Here is a 20,862-nt window from a genome sequence, read left to right on the forward strand (position 1 = left end):
AAAATCTGATGCCCTCAATATAAAAAGGCATCAGATTTTTTTACATTCAGATTTGTAAAAGGCTTATTGCTGTTTATTTCTTCTCCAACCTAATATTCAACACATCCCCGGCTTTACCGCCAAATACAACCTTTCCACCTTTAGGCAATACAGCAGTATTAGCGCCTGTAGCAGCGGATAGAGCGAGCGGTGTATCGTCTTTATCATATACGACAAAGCCTGCATTGGCTGGCAATTTCACCGTCATTTGCTTGCCTGCGGCATGATCAGGAACGTTGAACCAGCGTGCATTACCGGATGCTGGAATCGTCACCACGGAATGATGTCCGCCACTTAACTTACTTACCGCATCTTCGCTCACATAGGTGCGACCATCCGCTTGCAAGTATTCCACGCCATTCTGACGGGAAAAGTCCAGATCAAACGCGTCACGACCATTCATCACCGGAATTTCAGCTACATTGACCGCATGATCAGCATCAACAATTTGCGTACCGTTCGCATAGCCGCCTGAAGCATCCAGCTTCACTGTTTTGGTTAGAATCGACGGTGAGATATAGAAGAAGGAATTGATTTTCTCATCCAGCGCATAATAAGATTTGCCTTCACGCTGCTTCCACACTTTCGCTACAGAAGCATCCAGCGGATTTTTATCCAGCTTTTGTAGTTCGTAGAATGCCATCCGTGCATGCCCGATACCCGGAAATACAAGGTCGCTGCGGATGCGCACATACGTATGTCCATTCGTTTGCTTGTCAAAGGCAAGAATGGTGCGTCCATCTTCGCTTGTAAATTGCTGCTCCCCTGTATACACATACGCTTGAGCCGGAATCAGATCGCTCATCATCGCAGGCATTTCGATTTTGCCATCTTTGATTGCAATTGTACGTGTTTCTCCTACGGTAGCGTATAAACCTGCGTACTGGTTCATCGTTTCCGGCATTTTTTGCTGTACAGGCTTCTCAAATGTAGGCTCTGGCGAAATGCTTGTAATCGTTCCAGTTTGCTTCAAATATTGCAGTAAAATATTCGTCGCTGCCGTTGTATTAAATACAGATGAACCGCCAGCACTCACGAGTGCAATCGAAATATCGTGATCAGGCAAGCTAATCAACGCGGAGTGATACATGATCGTATCGCCGCCTTTGGTCGCTGCACGGATACCGTAATCACCAAATGGTTCCAGATCAACCGAATCCCAGCCCAATCCGTAGCCAAACGCATTTTTCGTTTCAGGCACCCATACGCCGTTTCGGTATTCAGGCTGAAGCATCGCGTTGGCAGATGTTGAGGATAACAGTTCTGGATGCTTACCGATCAACACTTCGGAGAATGAAGTTAGCTCCTCGGCTGTCGAATACACACCACCTGTGCCGAGAATATTCGCATTTTCCGTCGGCAGTTGATTGGACAAACCTGGCAGACGCAGCGGTTCCAGCCTGCTCCGATCAAATGTATCCAGCGGTGTTTTCGTTGCTGTTAGCCCAAGCGGTTCGCTCACACGCTGTTGCAGGAATTCACTGTAGCTCATACCGCTGACCTGCTCCACCAGCAGCTCCAGCAGTTGAAAACCATCGTTCGCATATACAGAATACTCGCCTGGATCAGACTTCAGGCGTTCTTTGCTCAATTTGTTTAGCAATTGATCGATATTTTGCGTATCGTTATCGTCCATTAGAATCGTGTTTTTGTAATGGGAGCCATACAAGCCTGCTGAATGGTTCATGAGCATACGTACAGTAATTTGTTTGTAACGCTCATCTGCCATTTTAAAATTAGGAAGATACGTTGTCAGTGGCTGATCGATATCCACCTTGCCTTCGTCCGCAAGCATCATCGTTGCAGCGGTCACATACATTTTGCTAATCGAACCGATGCCAAACATACTGCCTGCTTCAATCTGCTGCTTGTTGCCCTCATCATCCAGCGTTGTACCGCCGGACAGCACAAGCTTGCCACCATCACGAATCGCATATTGCGCCCCGGTTACGCCGTAGTTGGCCATTAAAGCTTCGATCATTTCCTGTGCTTTGGCCTGGGCCAGATTGCTTTGTGCCGTGTTGCTTTGTGCCGCCATTGATGTCGGCATCGTATAGGTTGCTGTGGCAGGACTGACTGGTGCCGCAACACTCTGTGCCTGCGCGATCGGCATCGTCAGCATAAGTGCCACAAGTGCGGTCGTGCCTGTCTTTTTCCAAATCGGTATCGATTGTTTCATCGTATTGTTCATCCTCTCATTCCTGTTTTCAGTTCCGCTATCTATGAACCGAGCATAACGGATAACTATAAGCCACATACAAAAATGCCCTGAACGGCAAAAAAAGACCCCCGAACGACATGGTCGAGGATCTTATTTATGCTGAAAAAGGCAGCATTACCATATTATCAAACGTATGCGCTTCCGTTTCAATCGTCATATGACCACCGTATTTCTCGCAGATGCGCTCAATATTCGTCAGCCCAAACCCATGATCATCCGGCAGTGACTTTCGGGTGTGCAGTTCGGTAACCTGACGTTCGGTTTGGTTACGCACACGGATGAATAATGCCGATTCACTGGAACGAATTTCGATCCGAACGAGACGGTCTTCCGCTTGCCGCACACTCTTCGATGCTTCAATCGCATTGTCCAGCATATTGCCAAGCACAATCGATAGATCATAGCGCTCGATCGGTAGCTCTGGTTCACGCAAACGCAGTTCAGTATCGATGCGAATACCGTTGGCGCGCCCAACATTAAGCGTATTCGTCAATAATGCATCCACGACCAGATTACCTGTGTTCACACGTACATACGCATGATCGATATGATCTAGCGTTGTACGAATATGCTGGATCGCTTCTTCACTACGACCGCGCTCGATATATTCCGCGACTACGAGCATATGCTTGTTCGTATCGTGAATGATACGCTTAATCTCTTTGAAGCTATGCACCGTTTTCTCATAATTGGCATCCTGGTAGTCCATTTGACGCTGCAACCGATCATTTTGCAGCGTAAGATGAAAGCGGGCGATCAGCGTATCCAGCATGTACACAACCAGCACATTCAATACGATAAAGCCGAAGATCGCGATAAAATAATGGACATTTTTCTGGCTATAAATCGTAAACACATTAACGAGATAAATGGTAATCAGCGGTACACTTAGAAAGGGTAGGGAATATCTCGCTTCCAGCGGGAAACGCCGCCGCTTCACCACAAACCGAATCACCATCGTAACCGCAAACATCACCGTACAGCTAATTAATAGCGTGATCGCCATCCAGATACGTATCGGTGTCTCGTGCAATAGGGTAACATCCGACTGCACCGACGGAATAAACAAATACATAAGCATCAGATTAATGAGCGTTAACAACACCGCATACAAAATCGTGAACATCACTTTTAACTTCTGAGACACCGCATAACCTTGCGCGACTAGAAAAATAATCCCCACCGCCATGAGCGAAGACACGATATTCGGCCAATCCAGCGCAAAATAAGCAAAGCCTAACGGAAGAAAGACAGCGATCCAATATTTCTTACTCGACTTACTGTTCTCGCTTCCAAATACGGTATTAAAAAAGAAATGCAGCTGCACAGCCATCACCAGTGTCGTGCCTATATGTAGTAGCAATAACCATATCGAACTCTCCATCATTCTATCCTCATCACCATAAAGCGAGTGCAGGCGTCTTTCACCTCTTTGAGTTTGGATCGTCCGATCGGCAATTCCATCCCATTGGACATAACGACCCGATTACCGGCGAATTTGTGCACATGAGCTAAATTGACCAGCACCGACCGATGAATTTGCAGGAAACGCCCACCTTTTAAAGCATCTGCATAACTGGAAATCAATCCGCGTCCATCGTGCACATCACGCGTAGTCGTAATTTTCAGCTTATGCTTCACCGTCAGACTATTCGCCGCTTCGATCGCAATAATATCATCATGATGCAGCACCAGCTCGCCTTCAGCCGACTTAACGATTATAATTTCCTGCTCCTTCTCCTCAAAATACCGACAAAGCTTAAGCATCTTCTCGGCAAACACTTCGGGATCAACCGGCTTGAGTAAATATTGAAAGGTCATCACATCAAAGCTTTCCAGCATATATTCCGCATAGCTCGTCAGGAAAATAATCTGCTCACTCAGCCGCTTCATCTCCCGCAGCTTGCGTGCCGTCTCGATCCCGGTCAATCCATCCATTTCGATATCGAGTACCCAAATATGAAAAGGTTCGCCGCCATTGCTGTAATGCGACACTAGCGCTTCACCTGATGCAAATTGTTCAGTTGCAAAATCAATACCTGACTTCACAGACAAATCAAGCAGCATCCGCCGCACATCGTCCCTGCGCGGCTGCTCATCGTCACAAATCGCGATACGGTACATAGTTGGCGCTCCTTTCGTGATTGTATTTTTATTATATATTTTTAGTAAGTAGCGAAGTTAAAAGATATTGCTCAGGCAATGGCTATTGTTTACGCGTACAGCAAAATAAATGACTCCTAATAGTCTCCAAAACCCTTTTTTTGATTTAACGTAAATTAGATATACACCTATTTGATGATCAAATTACCACTCTCCTATTATTTAAAACTCAAACTAATTTCATATTTTTTAAAACATAATAGATAAAAACGGTAATTAATATACTAATTCAAAACATCTAGCTATACTATGTTAAAGCTCTATTCCATAATCGCTAATAAAAAGTTAAAAAAGAAACCACATGGAGTATATGTACTCACCTGTGGCTAAGTTATTACTACCGTTCATCAATATAATATCCTGAAGTATCCCAGTACATCTCATATTGTACCAGCATATCTAAAATATCTTTCACTGGATCACCATACTGAGATCTTAGTGAGGCCAAGACATCGGTGTAAGTTTTGCCTTCAAATAAATAAGATGAGTAACAGTAAGAATCAGGTACATATATAGGATTCCCCAAATATTTTACAATTCTCAAGCATACATCTCTCATATCTTTTCTCTTCTCTACATCTTTGAGAAAGAACAGCCATTCCCATTCCGTCACAAGCTCAACAAGGTGAGCACTGATATTGAATGTTATTTCGTTCAGTCCAACTAAACTTATAAACCCATACTCTCTATAATGCTCTTGCGGATCATTATTATATAGTGTTACCCATTCCAGATCTTTAAGAATTAACATATCTTTACATTCAAGCGACAGGAAATCTTTAAAATAATTAACCATTTCAAATGTTGGTAAATTACTCTTATACAACGCTGTAAATTTTAATCCCACCTTGCTCACCACCTTCTAAATGGTCTCCATATCAGTTCCAATATCCCCTATATTCCAAATATACATGCCCTCTCTCTTCCAGACCTGTAACTCCATATAATCATATAAAGGGACATTATTTCTTTGGTAATCAGTGTTCTTATACGCTTTTCCAGTAGTGGGATCTGTCCCTGTGTTCTTAGCTAAATGAGTAACGTTCCTTTCTGTCCATAAATTTGAATAGTAACTCCGATAAAAATAATTACAGACTTAGTAGGGTACGAATAGAGATAGACCTTGGAAATTCCACCAAGGTCTATCTCTTAAACAATATTTCATCATCTCTTTATACATATATTTCAATTACACATTCAAGATTAAATTTTGTATATCTAAATATTATTCCTCTTCTGTACTAATAACCCTTCCGACACCTTCTAATATATCTCGTTCTTCGATATACCACGGTTCTATCATCTTTATAGCACTTAGAGGAATTAATGCGCGCGTATCATCACCTGATTTGTATGGCATAATTACAATGACATTATTAAAATAATAATAATTAACATACAATCCGATAATAATTGCACCATCCAAAAAAGTTATTTTAATCCATTTTTCAAAATAACCCTTCATGAATATCTCTTGATTATTCATAGTTATTCTCCTCACATTTTTATAATTAATCTTTCATCACCCATTCTCCAGTCAAAAAAGAAAATTCCATCATCTGTCCATATTTGGACATCATACATGAAATTAGTATCTTTAAAACGGTCATGCAACTTTATCTGTAAATTCCTAATACGATCTATATCATAATCAACATGATTATAAGTCAGATCATAAATAACTACATTTGCTCCTTGATCTACAATTCCTTAGTAGAATTACTATATTAAAATTTCCAATAAAAAACGATTGCTTCTCAAATACAAAAGAAACAATCGTTTTAAAACTCTCGCAATCTAGTTTTTTTGCAAAACAACCTCATCAAACTTATTGAGCTAAATTAAATGATAGTTATTCATATGCACTACTCAATCGCCGTCAACACATCCAGCAACATCTGCTTAAACAGCGGACGATCGATATTTTCACATACCCGTACATTCGGCTGCTGACCGAGACGGCCGTTAATATCGACCACGCTATAACCGCGTGTCCATTCGCCTTTCGTTTCCACATCGACAAAGTATTCATGCGATTCGGTCATAACCGCTTCATTCGCAGCTACAGCCATCAATAGCGTATCCGGGTGCGTCGTGCCGTTCAGCCGATGTACCTGTTTGTTAAACTGCATGACGACCCGATTCACATCGATGAAAAATTGCGAACCCGACGTACCAAGCGCCTCAATCTCGGCATGATCGTCATCATCCATCAGCGAGTAACGTGTACACATTTCCCAGCCGACCATCGTGGTCGGAATGCCGGAGCGCAGCACGATATGAGCCGCTTCGGGATCAACGTAGAAATTGTATTCCGCCGCTGGTGTGATATTGCCAAGCGCATTGTTCGTGCCGCCCATCACATACAGATGCGGAATTTTCGGGACGATCGTCGGGTCCTTTTGGATCGCCATCGCAATATTCGTCAGCGGCGCAATCGCCAGCAGATGAATTTCGCCCGGATAGCGATGCACCGTTTCGATCAGAAAATCAACCGCATGTCCGTCTGCCGGACGCTGGATCGCTTTGGGGAAATTGGAGCCGCCCATGCCGTCACTGCCATGCACATCCTCCACCGTGCGATGATGCTCGGCATTCCATGTCGTTAATAGTGGACGCTCACAGCCTTTGTAGACTGGAATCTGTCCAGCTGCGCCGCCTTTGCCAGCTACTTGAATCGTATATAGTGCATTTTCAACTTCCTGATCAAATTGTACATTGCCGCCTGTCATCATAATGCCCTGTACATCAAAATGATGCAATGCGGTTAAAATAGCGATCGTATCATCGCCAGCTGTGTCCGTATCAATAATTGCTTTGCGTAAAGTGTTCATTGTATTCGCTCCCATTTTCGTATGGATAAATATAGTTCTACATTTATTTGCCGCTCAAATAGCGGTTGTGCACACTCGGTGCTGTAACGTGATGTGTATATTTTCTGGCATAGAGGGACTAATCTCGTAGTGCTCGTCCGGTACGAAGTGCATATGCCCAATCATGTCGTCCAGTGCAGCGATGTTGCCGTGAATGTCTGCGATAACGGCAATTTTCATACCTTCTGTTGCCATACGCCTCTTCCATTCTGCTCTGCGCTTCATACTTGATTGCTCAGAGTCATACTCGATTACTTAGAATGCTGCTTCTCACTACCTGCTATCCTTTCAGCCACTCCGAGTAGAAATTCCGGTAGCCTTCTTTCATTATCCGGCTGGAAAAGGTCGCAAACGCATAGTCACGGTTATCCTGGGAATGTCGACGTGGCGAGGAAGCCGCCATATTGACCAGCTCAAACCAGTTTTGTTCGTTACCGGCAAACGAATGCGCAGAGCTAATATGGTCATAACACGGATGCTCCGGCTTGACTACAATTTTGCCCATCGCGAGCGCTTCGGTTAGCGGCATCGCAAACGTGTCGAATTTGGAGCAGCTCCAGTACACTTTCGCACTGTTCATCAATTGGAAAATCTCATCCTGAGACAGGGCAAATTGCAGTTTAATATTGGACGGGATATCGTATTTCTGCATACTTTCACGATAACGCTCACCGCCAAATACCATATACACTTCCTTATCCGGATTACGACGCGCATATTCCAGCACCAGATCCGGACGACGATTCTCCTCATCGCGACCGATCCACAAAATCCGATTATCTACAACCAGATCCGGGTTATAATGCCGCTCTGCGAGCTGTTCGCTAAAACCGATCGGGATCACATTAACATCGGTAATGCCGAACTGCGCTGCCATTTGCCGTTTGAGAAAGGGAGTCTGCACGACCGCCTTATTTACAATCGTATAAAAAGGTTTCATCATTTCATAGCCGGTTAACGCTGGATCAGGGAAGCTATGCGGAAACAGCACACTTTTGGGCAAAAACATATTTAAAAAGGTAAAGCCTGACACCGTATACAGCACATGCTCAATCCCATGCTGATGAATCTGATCCAGTACGATATCGTAATTGACCAGATCGCCCTTCTCATGCTCATAGCCAGGCAACCAGTCATATCCGCTCACATGCCGCTCCGGGGAAATAAACACGATCTCCACCCCAAGCTCCGCACTCAGCGCCTTCAATCGTTCCGCAAATACTCGCGGTCCCTGATTTTCAGTAAACTGGATTTTGCGCATTACAAGTCCGATTTTTGTCACGATGTATTTCTTCCTCCCGTCTTGCTGCCATATTCATTACAACTATAGCGATTTTATTTTCATATGCCAACTATATACGTCCTTCATCACATCGAAAAAGCTCTGCCGGATAGGATGAAAATGATCCGGCAGAGCTATAGGATACTGAATTAAAATTGCAGTAACTTATAATACAAATTCGTCGCGTCTAACCCACCTATAGCCGATATCGCAAAGTGGGGAATCTGCCCTGCTTGTATATAACCAAGCGAACGATACAGCGTATTGGAGGGATCGCCATCTCGCGTATCCAGCACGAGCAAGATACGCTCTTTCTCCCTCGCATATTGCTCCGCTTGATCCATCAGCAGGCGAGCGATACCGCGGCGGCGAAATGATGGATGAACCATAAGCTTGGCAATTTCTGCGCGGTGCATCCCATTGGGCTTGTTACATAAATGGATTTGTACGGTGCCTGCGAGTTGTCCGTCAATTTCAGCGATCAATACGATCACATCTTCATCCGGCACGCTACGCCAGTATTGCTCTGCTTTCGCTACCGATACTGGTGGTAAAAATCCGATCGATGCACCATCATGCACGACTGCGATTAACATCTCGGCGAATGCAGATAGTCGGGTATCCAGCTGTTCGATTCGTTCAATCCGTATCTCTGTTTCCATATGATCTCCCCCTATGCTCTTTCATCTTACTTTGAGACGACCTGGCTCTACTAGTTCCATTTACTTGGAATGAACAGTGATGTCCTAACACATGTATTCGATCATGGCGATAAATGGACGGACATCATCGAGCGGTTCTATCATCTTATGACGAAGTATAGAGCGATCATGCGGACAGAAAAAGGGTAAATAGAGCGCCTAACTTTTCCACTTTTATACTTGATTCTGTTCCACCATATACAATCTGCCAAAATCGACCCATCCTCGCTCATTCATATGTACACCACGCACAAATGAAGGCAGGATCATGCTTGCTGAGCGTTCTGCCAGAAATACCGCGCTGGAGGTAGCTTGCAGCAAATGATTTATGCGATGTAACCATTCAGCAGCAGAAAGTGGAGTTGCAGCTAGTCGTTGCTGCTCCTGCAAAGACTGATCTGGATGATGTTGTTGCTGTTGTTGCTGTTGCTGAGATAACGCGCTGACTGAATCACCGCATTGGACGAACACATTACCGATTGAAGCAGGCTCAGACGAAGTTGATTTTTGCTCCAATGATAGGTGGGAAACGGATGCTGGTTTCGAGTCCTGACTCACATGTAGCTGACTGCTACTTCCATCGTACACAGGCATATTCGTCAGCAACAGTCGAGCCGTTAACGGCTCCAACAAGGTCAATAACTCCTGCGGCAGCATACGCCGAATCAGACTTTGACTGGAATGCATATATTCCAGCTGACGCTGTACTCCGCCGCCTATGACTGCCTCAAACAACAGCAGGTCAGCTTGGTCTACAATCTCATCGCTCACCAGATCAGACCAGGCGACAATATGTACCGCTATACGAATACCGATATTGTTGTATGCCTCACGCAACCAGTATGCCACGCGCTCATGGCGTTGAAACGTATACAGTTGCAATTCTCTGCCATCGTAGGCAGAGAATTGTAGCTGTTTTACCGCATTATACTGTTGATCTTCGTTAATATACTGCCGAGCTTCGCTAATAGCGAGATGACGCATGCCATCGTCGTTATCTGTCCCATCATTAGCTACATTGACGGGAGCTATACTGGTTATATTGGAGCGCGACCCATTCGAGTCTACACATAAGTTATCCGCCCGTGTAGACGATGTATGGCTAAGCAACAGCCCCCGAGCTGGAGCAATATACGTATCGCCCATCGCAGCTACTAGCGCTGCACGATCCACCCCATCACACAGCGCCTGCCGTAACGCTTCATCCTCTGCTAATATGCCATGCCTGCGATTAAGCATGAGCATGGATACGCCCGTCTGAACATCCTGACGTGGCAAATGATGAAAGGCCGCGGTATCGAACTCCCCCGTCAATACAGTCAACATGCCCTGACTCCCAGCTCGTGCAAGCGGTGCCTCCTGTTCTGGCACGATCACAATTTCAATCCGATCCAGTAGCGCTCCCGTGCCATAATACGCCTCAAAGCGCTCTAATACACATCGCCCTGCTGTCCGTTCGATTAATCGATAAGCCCCTGTACCGATTGGCAATAGATGCTCCTGCCATAAACCGTCCGGTACAATCGATGCTCCACTATGCGACAGCAGCAAAGGAAGCCAGTAATTCGGCTCTGTCAGCGTGATCACAACCGTATATGGACTTGTAGCATGAATTTTAGCGACTTTGGCTAGTAACCAGCTATGCGTATAATCGCCACTTTGCAATCGGCGTAAGCTTGCCACCACATCGTCTGCGGTCAGCAAGCGGTCATGATGAAAACGCACATGCTTATACAGATAAAAGGTCCACATCTTCCCGTCCGCAGCACATGCCCAGGCATGCGCAATACCCGGCAACAGCTTTTGCTCCTCCGCGCTAAATTCTACCAAACGGCTATACAGCTGATCGATGAGCTGTGTATCAAAAGCAAACACCGCATCCGCCGGGTCCAGACAGACGACCGGACGGTAAATAGGCAATCGTAGTATATCCGTCAGCTCTGTCGGTGAAGGTCGTCCCACCGTATAACCAAAATATTCACCCAGCCAGCTTCTAAATATCACCTCTACCTGCTCCGCTATGCCTGACTCACGTATCCAGCCAAACGCATCAGCCACATCGCCGCGTTGCACTCGCTCCTTTGCTTCATCCAGCACTACCTGAGTCAACGACTGGCAAAAGGTCAATACCGATGTATGTCCACGCCCTCTCCCAGATACAAACGTAATCCAGCCCGCATCTACCAGACGTGCGGTAATCAGGCGCGCATTCCGCGGCGTACAGCATAGCGCAGCAGCCAGTTCTGCCGTCGTCACATGAAAGGCTTCTGCTTCGCTATGTTCAGACCAATTTATTCGCAGACACACATATTCTTCGGCAAGTCGCATTTTGCACTGCATCTCCTTTCACGGCTGACGATTTGTTCATCTACAACGATTTATCCAGGACGATTCCATTCATTCGGCTGGATATGTGTCCTGCCATACAGCCAGACATTGCTCCATATGCTGCTGGGTTTCAGCCTGCTGCGCCAGCAACAGCGCATGTGGCCAGATCGGCGGTTGTTGCCGCAGATCATTTTGGATCAACAATAGCATCCAGATCGAGTAGATGATCGCATACAGTAGATAATCCTTTTCAAATTCGGCAAATGTATTATACGCACGAAGCACAACAGGATAGCGCTGTGAATGAGTAGCAGCAATCGCTTTGCCGCTACCACTTGCTACCCAGTACCGTTTCAGCAAGCTATGACGAAGTTCAGCCGTCATTTCGCGTGGAAACAATGGATGGGATAGATCGATCAGATGATACAGATCCCAGAATAACGAGCCGGCATGACTATGCTCCCAATCCAAAATAATCATCGTTCCCTGCGGATTCACCCCATAATTGCCAGCGTGTAGATCACCATGCAGCAAAACAGATGGTTGTGCTGCTATACGCTCGGTCGCCTCGTAAATATGATGCTGTAATGCCAACAGCAGTTGCTCGGATACGTGCGGTAATGGCTCGCAGCAGGATGGGAACGTATCATTTGCATGAGCAGCGGAAGCATGAATAGACAAAGCGATCTCCTGCATAACTGCTTGCACCTGTTCCCAGCGCTCTAACAGTGAAGAGGAAGCGATAGGTAACGGCGGCTTTTGCCCTGTTTGCGGTAGCCTGGTGAGATGATGCGCAGCTACTGTATGCCAGCCTGCCATCTGATCGATTACCTGCTCCAGCACAGCAGACGAATGCCGATGCTCCAACACACCGATATCCTCGGTAACGATCCAGCCTACAGGATGGGAAAGGACGACCATCGACTCTTCCACTGCGGCTACGGATGCTAACATCGACTCATGTAAAATGTCCAGCTGTTCAGCTGGCGCAGCGTAGGCAATCAGTGCTGGATAGGCTGGCGGCTGCGCTAGCTCCGACAGCAGCGGCATCACCTGTAGATAAGCTTGAATTTCCCGAAAACGGTCGTCACCCGGTGGTAATGGCTTATAAATATAACGATTTCCATCCTTTAATCGGAAGCGCTGTACCGATTGTCCATGTAAGCCTGTATATAAAATTTCGATATGAGATGTCATTTCGCGGTTCAATTGACCATTCGGTCGTACTAGCTGTGTCCAGTCCAAGTTAGTTGGCTTCACTCTAATTCGCCTCCTTTGTAGATATGATACATGTTTCTATTTCAGTTATGTTTATATCTATATTATGTGATTACTACACCTTGTATGAAAAAACATACTTTATTAAGACAATAATTCTTGCCAATGGTTTTTACACATGTTAAAATTTATAGAGTAAGACTTACGTGAACGTTGGCATTTCACGTACCGCGCCGGGCGGCATTTATGTATTCACACATAAATGGAAAATAATAAAGGCGAGCATGCTACATTATGTGTTGTGAGTTAAGAATGCATAGTGTCTAGGTACATCCTACAGAGAGAATGTCTCTGTCATTGCCAAACTATTATGAAGCGACCTTGATCATATCAAGGTCGCTTCTTCTATAAAATGGGAGAATACTCGTGACGTTATTAACAGTTGAACAGTTATGCTCATTAAATTCTATTGCAAATACCGAACAAGTTTCTTTGAAATTAATCGCAGAGTTCTATGATAGATATTTATCAAAAAAGCAAATGTACTATCGTATAGCACATAAACAGCAAGAAATTAGATTAAGGTTTGAAAGTGGTGCACTCTGTCACCTTTTAGGCATTCATCATATCGTTTCAGGTAGAGAAGGGAAATCTCATTTAGGTCACGAGAATCTAAAAAACGAAAAAATCACTTTTAAAACATTAGAAGCTAGAAATCCAAACTTATATCAAGAAGATCAATTAAGAATGCTGGGCTTTCACTTAATATATCAGCTAATTCAAAATCCTAATCTTCAAGAAGGGGATAAGAAAGGGATTTTGAGCGCCGATTTTATTTTTCATGATAATATTACTGCAAAGAGAGCTTAACTTTTTTTGAGAAAGCAATTTGATAAAGAGCCTAATTCAAACTTTTATGTTCCAGTATCCTATAGCATCGATAGACGATTACCTAGTAAGAAAAAGATAGGTGTAAAAGAAATAAAAGAAGTCCCTTTCCATGACGGCGAGTAGATACTTAAATCAATATGAAGCGGATATAATAATAGTGTGTCAGTAGATACAAACCAATACAGCTCCCCCTACTTCTATACTAAAAATAAAAACCCGTGCTATTCGAACATCGAGTCGAATACCACGGGTTTTATTACGCATACTTACTACTTCTATGATGCAAAATCAATCTTTCTTCAACGGACGACCTGCACGAATATCATCGGTCATACCTGGATAAGGGGCGACCGAGATCACGTCCTCATTATCTACGCCCGAATTTTCGATAAAGGTAATATCGGCAAATTCCGGTACGACATATTTAGGATACGTTTCGTATTTGAGACGCGATTCTTCCATGAGCGCGATGTGATCATTTTGGAAGCAGACGGTAATATCTGGACGCTCATGCACCCATTTGGGGAAGAAAATAATACCGTGCATACGCTTTTCTTCTGGCATAAAGTTCAAGGATACGTCTGTGCCTGTTGGTTCTGTCCATGACACTTTATATACGCCTTTAGTTAATTTCACCAGATCGACTTTTTGATCGCGAACCCAGCGGCCTGCAACCATACCGGAGTGAATACGGTAGTCGATCGTGTCGTTATTTTTGATATAAATTTCATACTCCCAGCCATTCTCATACGTATAAATCATATGACTGCCTACAAAGTTTTCCATTGTTAAGCACCAGCTTTCCGTTATGATGATGGGTGTAGCAGTGAATACTAGTTACATCAGGCATGCTCGGTGAACGGCTTTAATCCACCATGAAATTCATAAGCAGCGCATTCACCAAACATGTAAATATCAACATGTTTATTTTACCATCATCCTATGCTATGGTCAAATCAACATATAAATTGCTAATCGAAGGAGATAAACCCTGTGCGAGTTTTAAAATATGCCATTCTCGGCTTGCTGTATCGTCAAGAATACAGCGGTTATGACATTACAAGTCAGTTTAAGCAGGAAATCGGTCAATTTTGGAGTGCTAAACATAGTCAGATTTACCCGGAGTTACGCAAGCTCGTCGATGAAGGTCTGATCGAATTCCGTACCCAGATTCAGGGGGAAAAGCTGGAAAAGAAAATGTATACGATTACCGATAGCGGTCGCCAGCAGCTGCTAACATGGGCAGCGCAGCCAGAATCATTGCCGGAAACGGAAAAAGACGAGTTTATGCTGAAAATGTATTTTATTCATACGTTATCATTACTAGAAGCACGCACACTGTTCGAGGATCAGTTGCGACAGCGGCGCGCCAAGCTTGCTGATTTACAGCGGCGGTATGAGCAGTTAATGCCCGTATTTGTAAGTGAGGAGAATAAAGCGACACCTTCAGACCGCGCGCACGAGCACAAGAATGGCGATCGCCTCCCCCTCCAATTTAACAATCCGCATCTCGGTCATTATCTTGTTCTATCCAAAGCACTCGCACGTGAGCAAAGCTATGTAGATTGGCTAGAACGCCATGTTAAACTGTTTTCATAATAGGGGGGTGCTATCCCACACGAGGGTGAAATGAACGACGATATTGGCCAGGCAACTTATCGCATGATGGAGGAGGAGAACGATGCGCAAGCATATCATTCGTACCATTATGATTAAAGAGACGAATGCAGCTGTATTTCATAGTAAATTAACGGAAGTCATCAATGATGCGCAACAGTATGATCTCCAGGTGGATGTACAGTACAGCACGGCAATGTTGCCACAAACGTCTACGATGAATACCCGTTCCAATCATCCGAGTCTTGTGTCGGATCATATTATACATATGGCGCTTGTGCTTGTGTATGATGAGGTGTGACACGACAAACGATACTTTTTAATAGAATTGAATGATGCAATAAATGAATGGCTCGGTAGAGTATCGAACCTGATTGGCAAAGCCAACTTTCCTATGTACATTAACAAAAAGGTGCCCCATGTCTAATGTTAGGGCACCCTTTTTATCCTTATATTATTCGTAGTTATCGTGTTTGCGCCTATCCTATTTATACGTATACTATTTACCGCTATATCATTTACTATTTATAGCTATATCATTTACCATGTACAGCTATATCATGCCTACGGTTATACTCAAAACTCTTCATACTCCGCCGGATCTTGATCCCACAGCCGTTTGTTTTCTTTACTAAATGCAGAAATAACGCTCATCTGCTCAGCGGTCAGCTCAAAGTCGAAAATGCTCATATTTTCCTTCTGATGCTCTGCTGAGCCAGCCTTCGGAATCGGTACGGCGCCAAGCTGGGTATGCCAGCGCAGGATGATCTGCGTTGGCGTTTTGCCGTGAGCTTCGGCGATCGCGCGTACAGCTTCATCTTCCAGCACACTTTCGCCGCGTCCACGACCGAGCGGACTCCATGATTCGGTAATGATGTTATGCTGCTCATGGAACTTACGTTGCTCTGCCTGCTCAAAGTACGGATGCAGCTCAATTTGATTCAAGCACGGCACCACATCCGTCTCCCGAATAATACGCTCCAGATGCTCGGGCAGAAAGTTACTCACACCGATCGAACGCACATAGCCACGCTTTCTCGCTTCGATCATCGCCTGCCATGCTTCGACGTATTTATCCGTTTTCGGATTCGGCCAATGGATAATGTACAGGTCAAAATAATCCAGTCCGGTGCGCAGCAACGATTCTTCGATGGTCACCAGCGCTTGATCGTACCCATGACGACGACCAGGCAGCTTGGAGCAAATGTGCAGCTGATCGCGTGGCACCGAGCTATCCTGCACCGCCTTACCCACCGCACCTTCATTTTCATAATTAAACGCCGAGTCGATCAGCCGATAGCCAGTATCGATCCCCTGCCGAATCGCGTCAGCACCTTTATACCCGTTAAGCGAATACGTGCCCAGCCCAATTGCCGGGACCTTGTGTCCATCATTCATCGTCATCATCGGTACTTCGCTTGCCATATTGATCATCCTCCCTCAATCTAAAAATAGTCCAGTGGCTATATCGCCCTACCCTAGCACTTTAAACATACAGCCGCCGCAAAGAAACCCATCTTTTTACAATAAACATGAGTTTCTTGGCGGAAAATAAAGATGAGTACAGCTATAGGTAGGGTCACTACATCCTGCGGTTCGTCTATATACGCTTTGACGATACTCCAATGCGATACGTGTTAGTGCTACAAATGCGATACGTACTACAAATGCGTTAAGGAATAAACTACATGTAAACATGGAAGTCAAACGCATACCTGCCTGCTATACATTTTCACACTTATAACAAATAACTCGCTGCTGGCATCCCAATTAGATGCAAGCGCGAGTTATTTCATTTCATGACGGATGAGATCGATTAGGATCACTTTTTTATATCCATTTAGTTCACTTTATGTTCATTTGGATTCATTTAGATCACTTTATATCGATTTAGGTCGCTGCAACCTATCCTATCGCTGTATATCGAGCCATTCTATCTTACTAAGTTCGTTATTTCCAAAGAGAAGCTGAAAGACATTACAACTTGTGATTGTACATTCTATCTTACTAAGTTCGTTATTCCCTATAAAAACAGTTCGCAGTAAACAGCGAGCTGCTCATTCTATCTTACTGAATTCATCATTTCCTATCCATTCAGCAGGCTACCATGCTATAGGATCGCTCAAGCGCGTAAACGAAACCGTCATTCCCATTAACGCTTGATCGCCTTCGTCCAAAAACCTCCGTGAAACTCGCGCGGTTCGACCATAATAACAAACGCTTTTGGATCGATCTCCAAAATGTTTTTGTACAGGTTTTCCCGATTTTTACGTTTAGCCAAAATCTCCATCATGATCCGCTCGCCATCACGACCGTGACCGATCCAGGCGGTCACGCCATAACCTTTGTCGCGCAGCACTTCGGCTAGCTTGTAATTCGGCGCATCGCTAATCACTTTGACGGTAATATATCCGAGCGCAATCTTCTCCTCGATCCATGAGCCAAGCAAAATCCCCATCCCATATCCAACGGCATACACGACCAGACTCACAATCTGATCCAGGTAGCTGAGCACCATATTCAAACCAACGACATAAATGACGACCTCAATCGTCCCGATACTGGCGGCGATATACTTCTGACCTTTGAGGGTCAGAATCGTGCGTAGCGTATACGCCGTTACATACACAATCTGAATCGCAAAAATAAACAGCAAAATCGTAAACATTTCCCAAAACACCTTTCCGGGCCATTCCCTCAGCTTCCTCGCGTGTCAGATCCTCTGCACGCTGCATCACCTACCGTCAGAGCAGCAAGATTCCGCCAAAAATCATCTCTTTTTCGGCTATAGAACCGATTGACTTCCTACGCCATCGAACACTTTTCATTGTAAAATAAGAACATAAGTTCCCTTAATTGGAAATCATCGTATTCATTACATCATAAGGAGTGATAGCATATGTCAGTCATTTTAACGTTAAGCGAACAATACAGGCAGCGACTCCGGCAAGCATCGTGGCGGATGCAGTACCGCGCCAAGACCCGATTATATCATGAAAATTTAAGTTTAAATGAACAAATTCACCCTGTTTCCGTAAAATTCGATGACATGAATACCGTCATTGTACAGCAATGGATCGACAGCCTTCCCTGGGAAAAGGCACGTTATATTATGACATACCTTTATATGGAAGGACAGAGTGAACAAGAATTGGCAGCAAAGCTGCACATCAGTCAACAGGCGGTGAATCGATGGAAACGCAAAAGTATCCAATTCCTCTCCCAGACCAGCAATTTGTAATGTTGCTCGAACAGGCTCGTCGTCCGGATGGACAACAGGCAATGCTGGAGCTGCTGGACTACTATGAACCAGAAATGCACCAGCTAAGCCGTTATTTACCGATGTCGCGCGAAGATGCGATGCAGTCGCTACGGCTGGAGCTGATCGAGCTGCTCAAAACAGAACAGCTCTGATCCGGCTCGCCGGTTTATGTTATTCATTATCTGCTAACGTATGATCCATTTTAGTTCCTATACGCGTAGTTTGTGCATGCACAGTTCGTATATTTACGGTACATTCATTTACAGTGCATATAGTTCCAATTCAGGTGTCTACATTTCGTTTAGTTGCAGTTCCTTTAGTTATAGTTCTTTTAGCTATAGTTCCTTTAGTTACAGTTGAGACGGTTTCCTGTCTTACGCTGTATTGATGATATTAAGACGTTGGCGGCTGTAGCACTTCCTCTTCCACTTCTTCCGGCCAGTGCAGCTGCACACCGCGATCTTGTAACAGCTCCTGGTAGCGGCTCACATGTTCGGTCGACTCATACACTTCCTGCGGTGTCAATTCATTCGCGAGCGCATAGGCTGCCAGATAACCTGCGGCTTCACCGATATTCCACTCGACCGGATGCAGACGATAGCAGCCGCCAGCAATCTGGGTCATGCTAATGTTTTTGCAGGCTGGTAGCAGATTGGTCATACGTACCGGAATGAGCGAGCCAAGCGGAATTTCAAACGGATAGTTCGGAATATAAAATGTCCGATGCGTTACGACCGTTGGATGCAAATCCAGCGAATAGCTACCGATTCCTACACTATCCTCATAACGCTTAATGCCTTGTTCGCCGCGTAGTTCTTTGCTCACATCATGCTCAGTGATCGTATACTTCCCTTTGATACGGCGCGATTCACGAATGTATGGTGCTTTGGCGAGACCATCTTCCGTACCGAGAATATCGCCGCGCAAACGAATACCAGGATAGCCTTTGCCACCGTCTAAGCGCGGCGCTTCCGTTTGTAACCAGTAGACGAGCGATAACGTCAGCTGACGTGCACTTTCCAGATTCGGCAGACGTTCTTGCAACGGAACACCGGTGACAGGAGCGGCATAATAGTCATTCATCGCCCAGTTCAGCAAAGATACTTCCGCACTTAGCTTTTCCGTCCAGATCGCTGGATCGACAATTCGGCGATAATCCCATAGTGAAGTCACACCTTGCTCGTTCGGAAATAGTGTGAATTCCTTCAGCTTGGTCGTATCATTCGCATCGGTTGCGTACCAGCTCAAAATCGGATATTCGGAAAAGGACGGCTTGTACGCTTTCCAGTAATCGTATTCTGCCGGACGCTCAATGGTGAAGTCTCCGCCTTCGATATAATCGACTGCTGCTACATGCGTGATCGACTGCATATCCAGCGGTTCTGCTTCCTCCAGCGCATGCGGTTCATCCGTATCCGAGCGTGCTTCTGCACCGCTCACATATTCTGTTCCACTCAGCTCCAGCAGATCGCCTTCGTCTGTGCCATCCAGATAATAACTGCCAAACAGCGTCGTATAGTTAGCTACGCCAACAGGGGCATGTTCGTTCTTTTGTACCGTGACCGATACGATACGATCTTGCTCGGTCACCGCTTCTACAGGCACGGTACCATACAAAATGCGAATACGTCCGGTGTTCACATAGACGGACAACATATCCTCCAGCACCTGTAACGCAATTTTCGGTTCATGCGCCAGTCTACTGACCCAACCGTTACCAGGATTGAGAATTGGATTTTCCAGCGCTTCTTCGGTCAATGGATAATTGAGTCGGTAGAACTCGCGCACACGCTCGCGGAATTCGATAAATGTACCTGGTGCTCCGATTCCTTTTTCAATCCAGCGATGTTCATCCGGTGGAACTGCCTGTGAGGTTAACTGTCCGCCAATCCAATCGGTCGGCTCGGTTAAAATGACGTGCAATCCTTGCTTGGCTGCTGCCAGTGCGGCGAGCGTTCCGCCCAGACTTGCTCCAATTACGATCACTTCGGCTTGCAGAGATTCGTGGCTGGCATGCTTGTGCGCAGGGTGGGTCGATTGTTGTTCGGTCATAGGGATGATCTCCTTTCGATTATGCAAAATCATTAGCTGTACTTGCTGGGATTAAATGAAGGGCTGGGACATACACCACTCCGGTAAGGAATAAGGGGATGGACTCAGGTGGAGCCGCGGGAATCTACTGGATTAGAAATGAATGTAGATTCCCGCCCCTCTGAAGCAGGCAGTAAGATATTTTGCTTCGCAAAAATCCCTTTTTTATGGAACCT

General features: G+C 45.2%; 20 protein-coding genes. 5 read left to right on the forward strand and 15 right to left on the reverse strand.

Features of this window, described 5'->3' with window-relative positions:
* Nucleotides 1–73: 73 nt before the first annotated feature.
* The 11 genes from AAHF22_RS12150 to AAHF22_RS12200 form a co-directional block, all read right to left on the reverse strand.
* Nucleotides 74–2,218: a serine hydrolase domain-containing protein gene (locus AAHF22_RS12150; RefSeq protein WP_347325273.1), complete on the reverse strand. Its 2,145-nt coding sequence runs from the start codon at nucleotides 2,216–2,218 to the stop codon at nucleotides 74–76.
* 136 nt (nucleotides 2,219–2,354) lie between these two features.
* Nucleotides 2,355–3,644, reverse strand: a complete 1,290-nt coding sequence (locus AAHF22_RS12155) for a GHKL domain-containing protein (RefSeq protein ID WP_371834057.1) — start codon at nucleotides 3,642–3,644, stop codon at nucleotides 2,355–2,357.
* A complete protein-coding gene (locus AAHF22_RS12160) occupies nucleotides 3,644–4,384 on the reverse strand; it encodes a LytR/AlgR family response regulator transcription factor (RefSeq protein ID WP_347325275.1) in 741 nt (246 codons plus the stop codon). Before AAHF22_RS12160 ends, AAHF22_RS12155 begins: the two co-directional genes overlap by 1 nt.
* A gap of 376 nt (nucleotides 4,385–4,760) precedes the next feature.
* Entirely contained in the window at nucleotides 4,761–5,270 is a 510-nt protein-coding gene (locus AAHF22_RS12165; RefSeq protein WP_347325276.1) for a hypothetical protein, read from the reverse strand.
* Nucleotides 5,271–5,648: 378 nt separating this feature from the next.
* Nucleotides 5,649–5,909: a hypothetical protein gene (locus AAHF22_RS12170; protein WP_347325277.1), complete on the reverse strand. Its 261-nt coding sequence runs from the start codon at nucleotides 5,907–5,909 to the stop codon at nucleotides 5,649–5,651.
* Nucleotides 5,910–6,288: 379 nt separating this feature from the next.
* Nucleotides 6,289–7,257, reverse strand: a complete 969-nt coding sequence (locus AAHF22_RS12175) for a nucleoside hydrolase (protein ID WP_347325278.1) — start codon at nucleotides 7,255–7,257, stop codon at nucleotides 6,289–6,291.
* A gap of 54 nt (nucleotides 7,258–7,311) precedes the next feature.
* On the reverse strand, nucleotides 7,312–7,491 hold the full coding sequence (locus AAHF22_RS12180) for a hypothetical protein (RefSeq protein ID WP_347325279.1): 180 nt from the start codon (nucleotides 7,489–7,491) through the stop codon (nucleotides 7,312–7,314).
* 85 nt (nucleotides 7,492–7,576) lie between these two features.
* Nucleotides 7,577–8,578 carry a glycosyltransferase gene (locus AAHF22_RS12185; protein ID WP_347325280.1) on the reverse strand — a complete coding sequence of 334 codons (1,002 nt, stop codon included), beginning with the start codon at nucleotides 8,576–8,578 and terminating at the stop codon, nucleotides 7,577–7,579.
* A 149-nt stretch (nucleotides 8,579–8,727) separates the two neighbouring features.
* Complete coding sequence (locus AAHF22_RS12190; protein WP_347325281.1) at nucleotides 8,728–9,240, reverse strand: GNAT family N-acetyltransferase; 513 nt, start codon at nucleotides 9,238–9,240, stop codon at nucleotides 8,728–8,730.
* 213 nt (nucleotides 9,241–9,453) lie between these two features.
* A complete protein-coding gene (locus AAHF22_RS12195) occupies nucleotides 9,454–11,607 on the reverse strand; it encodes an ABC transporter substrate-binding protein (protein ID WP_347325282.1) in 2,154 nt (717 codons plus the stop codon).
* Between the two features lie 69 nt (nucleotides 11,608–11,676).
* The gene (locus AAHF22_RS12200) at nucleotides 11,677–12,867 is read right to left on the reverse strand and encodes a phosphotransferase family protein (RefSeq protein ID WP_347325283.1); all 1,191 of its coding nucleotides are present in this window, start codon (nucleotides 12,865–12,867) and stop codon (nucleotides 11,677–11,679) included.
* A 384-nt stretch (nucleotides 12,868–13,251) separates the two neighbouring features.
* Here AAHF22_RS12200 and AAHF22_RS12205 point away from each other — a divergent pair, with 384 nt between their 5' ends.
* On the forward strand, nucleotides 13,252–13,695 hold the full coding sequence (locus tag AAHF22_RS12205; RefSeq protein ID WP_347325284.1) for a hypothetical protein: 444 nt from the start codon (nucleotides 13,252–13,254) through the stop codon (nucleotides 13,693–13,695).
* Between the two features lie 309 nt (nucleotides 13,696–14,004).
* On the opposite strand, the gene padC is transcribed toward AAHF22_RS12205, so the two are convergent.
* A complete protein-coding gene (padC, locus tag AAHF22_RS12210; protein WP_347325285.1) occupies nucleotides 14,005–14,502 on the reverse strand; it encodes a phenolic acid decarboxylase in 498 nt (165 codons plus the stop codon).
* A 207-nt stretch (nucleotides 14,503–14,709) separates the two neighbouring features.
* Between padC and AAHF22_RS12215 the strand changes: the two genes are divergently transcribed.
* Nucleotides 14,710–15,315 carry a PadR family transcriptional regulator gene (locus tag AAHF22_RS12215; RefSeq protein ID WP_347325286.1) on the forward strand — a complete coding sequence of 202 codons (606 nt, stop codon included), beginning with the start codon at nucleotides 14,710–14,712 and terminating at the stop codon, nucleotides 15,313–15,315.
* Nucleotides 15,316–15,397: 82 nt separating this feature from the next.
* Nucleotides 15,398–15,634, forward strand: coding sequence for a hypothetical protein (locus AAHF22_RS12220; protein WP_347325287.1), 237 nt, complete (start codon nucleotides 15,398–15,400; stop codon nucleotides 15,632–15,634).
* Between the two features lie 275 nt (nucleotides 15,635–15,909).
* Here AAHF22_RS12220 and AAHF22_RS12225 read toward each other — a convergent pair whose 3' ends face one another.
* Entirely contained in the window at nucleotides 15,910–16,758 is an 849-nt protein-coding gene (locus AAHF22_RS12225; RefSeq protein ID WP_347325288.1) for an aldo/keto reductase, read from the reverse strand.
* Nucleotides 16,759–17,485: 727 nt separating this feature from the next.
* On the reverse strand, nucleotides 17,486–18,001 hold the full coding sequence (locus AAHF22_RS12230) for a DUF2179 domain-containing protein (RefSeq protein ID WP_347325289.1): 516 nt from the start codon (nucleotides 17,999–18,001) through the stop codon (nucleotides 17,486–17,488).
* Between the two features lie 231 nt (nucleotides 18,002–18,232).
* Here AAHF22_RS12230 and AAHF22_RS12235 point away from each other — a divergent pair, with 231 nt between their 5' ends.
* Both AAHF22_RS12235 and AAHF22_RS12240 read left to right on the forward strand, forming a co-directional pair.
* On the forward strand, nucleotides 18,233–18,574 hold the full coding sequence (locus AAHF22_RS12235) for a sigma-70 RNA polymerase sigma factor region 4 domain-containing protein (protein ID WP_347325290.1): 342 nt from the start codon (nucleotides 18,233–18,235) through the stop codon (nucleotides 18,572–18,574).
* Nucleotides 18,526–18,747, forward strand: coding sequence for a hypothetical protein (locus tag AAHF22_RS12240; RefSeq protein ID WP_347325291.1), 222 nt, complete (start codon nucleotides 18,526–18,528; stop codon nucleotides 18,745–18,747). The genes AAHF22_RS12235 and AAHF22_RS12240 overlap by 49 nt, the downstream gene beginning before the upstream one ends.
* Before the next feature lie 241 nt (nucleotides 18,748–18,988).
* On the opposite strand, the gene AAHF22_RS12245 is transcribed toward AAHF22_RS12240, so the two are convergent.
* The gene (locus tag AAHF22_RS12245) at nucleotides 18,989–20,647 is read right to left on the reverse strand and encodes an FAD-dependent oxidoreductase (RefSeq protein ID WP_347325292.1); all 1,659 of its coding nucleotides are present in this window, start codon (nucleotides 20,645–20,647) and stop codon (nucleotides 18,989–18,991) included.
* Between the last annotated feature and the right edge of the window lie 215 nt (nucleotides 20,648–20,862).

This window comes from Paenibacillus wenxiniae (assembly GCF_039822605.1).
Taxonomy (GTDB): domain Bacteria; phylum Bacillota; class Bacilli; order Paenibacillales; family Paenibacillaceae; genus Saccharibacillus; species Saccharibacillus wenxiniae.

Coding starts and splice junctions, on each gene's coding strand:
- AAHF22_RS12150 (WP_347325273.1), bottom strand. CDS start 2,218: ATGAAACAATCGATACCGATTTGGAAAAAGACAGGCACGACCGCACTT.
- AAHF22_RS12155 (WP_371834057.1), bottom strand. CDS start 3,644: ATGGAGAGTTCGATATGGTTATTGCTACTACATATAGGCACGACACTG.
- AAHF22_RS12160 (WP_347325275.1), bottom strand. CDS start 4,384: ATGTACCGTATCGCGATTTGTGACGATGAGCAGCCGCGCAGGGACGAT.
- AAHF22_RS12170 (WP_347325277.1), bottom strand. CDS start 5,909: ATGAATAATCAAGAGATATTCATGAAGGGTTATTTTGAAAAATGGATT.
- AAHF22_RS12175 (WP_347325278.1), bottom strand. CDS start 7,257: ATGAACACTTTACGCAAAGCAATTATTGATACGGACACAGCTGGCGAT.
- AAHF22_RS12180 (WP_347325279.1), bottom strand. CDS start 7,491: ATGGCAACAGAAGGTATGAAAATTGCCGTTATCGCAGACATTCACGGC.
- AAHF22_RS12190 (WP_347325281.1), bottom strand. CDS start 9,240: ATGGAAACAGAGATACGGATTGAACGAATCGAACAGCTGGATACCCGA.
- AAHF22_RS12195 (WP_347325282.1), bottom strand. CDS start 11,607: ATGCGACTTGCCGAAGAATATGTGTGTCTGCGAATAAATTGGTCTGAA.
- padC (WP_347325285.1), bottom strand. CDS start 14,502: ATGGAAAACTTTGTAGGCAGTCATATGATTTATACGTATGAGAATGGC.
- AAHF22_RS12220 (WP_347325287.1), top strand. CDS start 15,398: ATGCGCAAGCATATCATTCGTACCATTATGATTAAAGAGACGAATGCA.
- AAHF22_RS12225 (WP_347325288.1), bottom strand. CDS start 16,758: ATGGCAAGCGAAGTACCGATGATGACGATGAATGATGGACACAAGGTC.
- AAHF22_RS12230 (WP_347325289.1), bottom strand. CDS start 18,001: ATGTTTACGATTTTGCTGTTTATTTTTGCGATTCAGATTGTGTATGTA.
- AAHF22_RS12235 (WP_347325290.1), top strand. CDS start 18,233: ATGTCAGTCATTTTAACGTTAAGCGAACAATACAGGCAGCGACTCCGG.
- AAHF22_RS12240 (WP_347325291.1), top strand. CDS start 18,526: ATGGAAACGCAAAAGTATCCAATTCCTCTCCCAGACCAGCAATTTGTA.
- AAHF22_RS12245 (WP_347325292.1), bottom strand. CDS start 20,647: ATGACCGAACAACAATCGACCCACCCTGCGCACAAGCATGCCAGCCAC.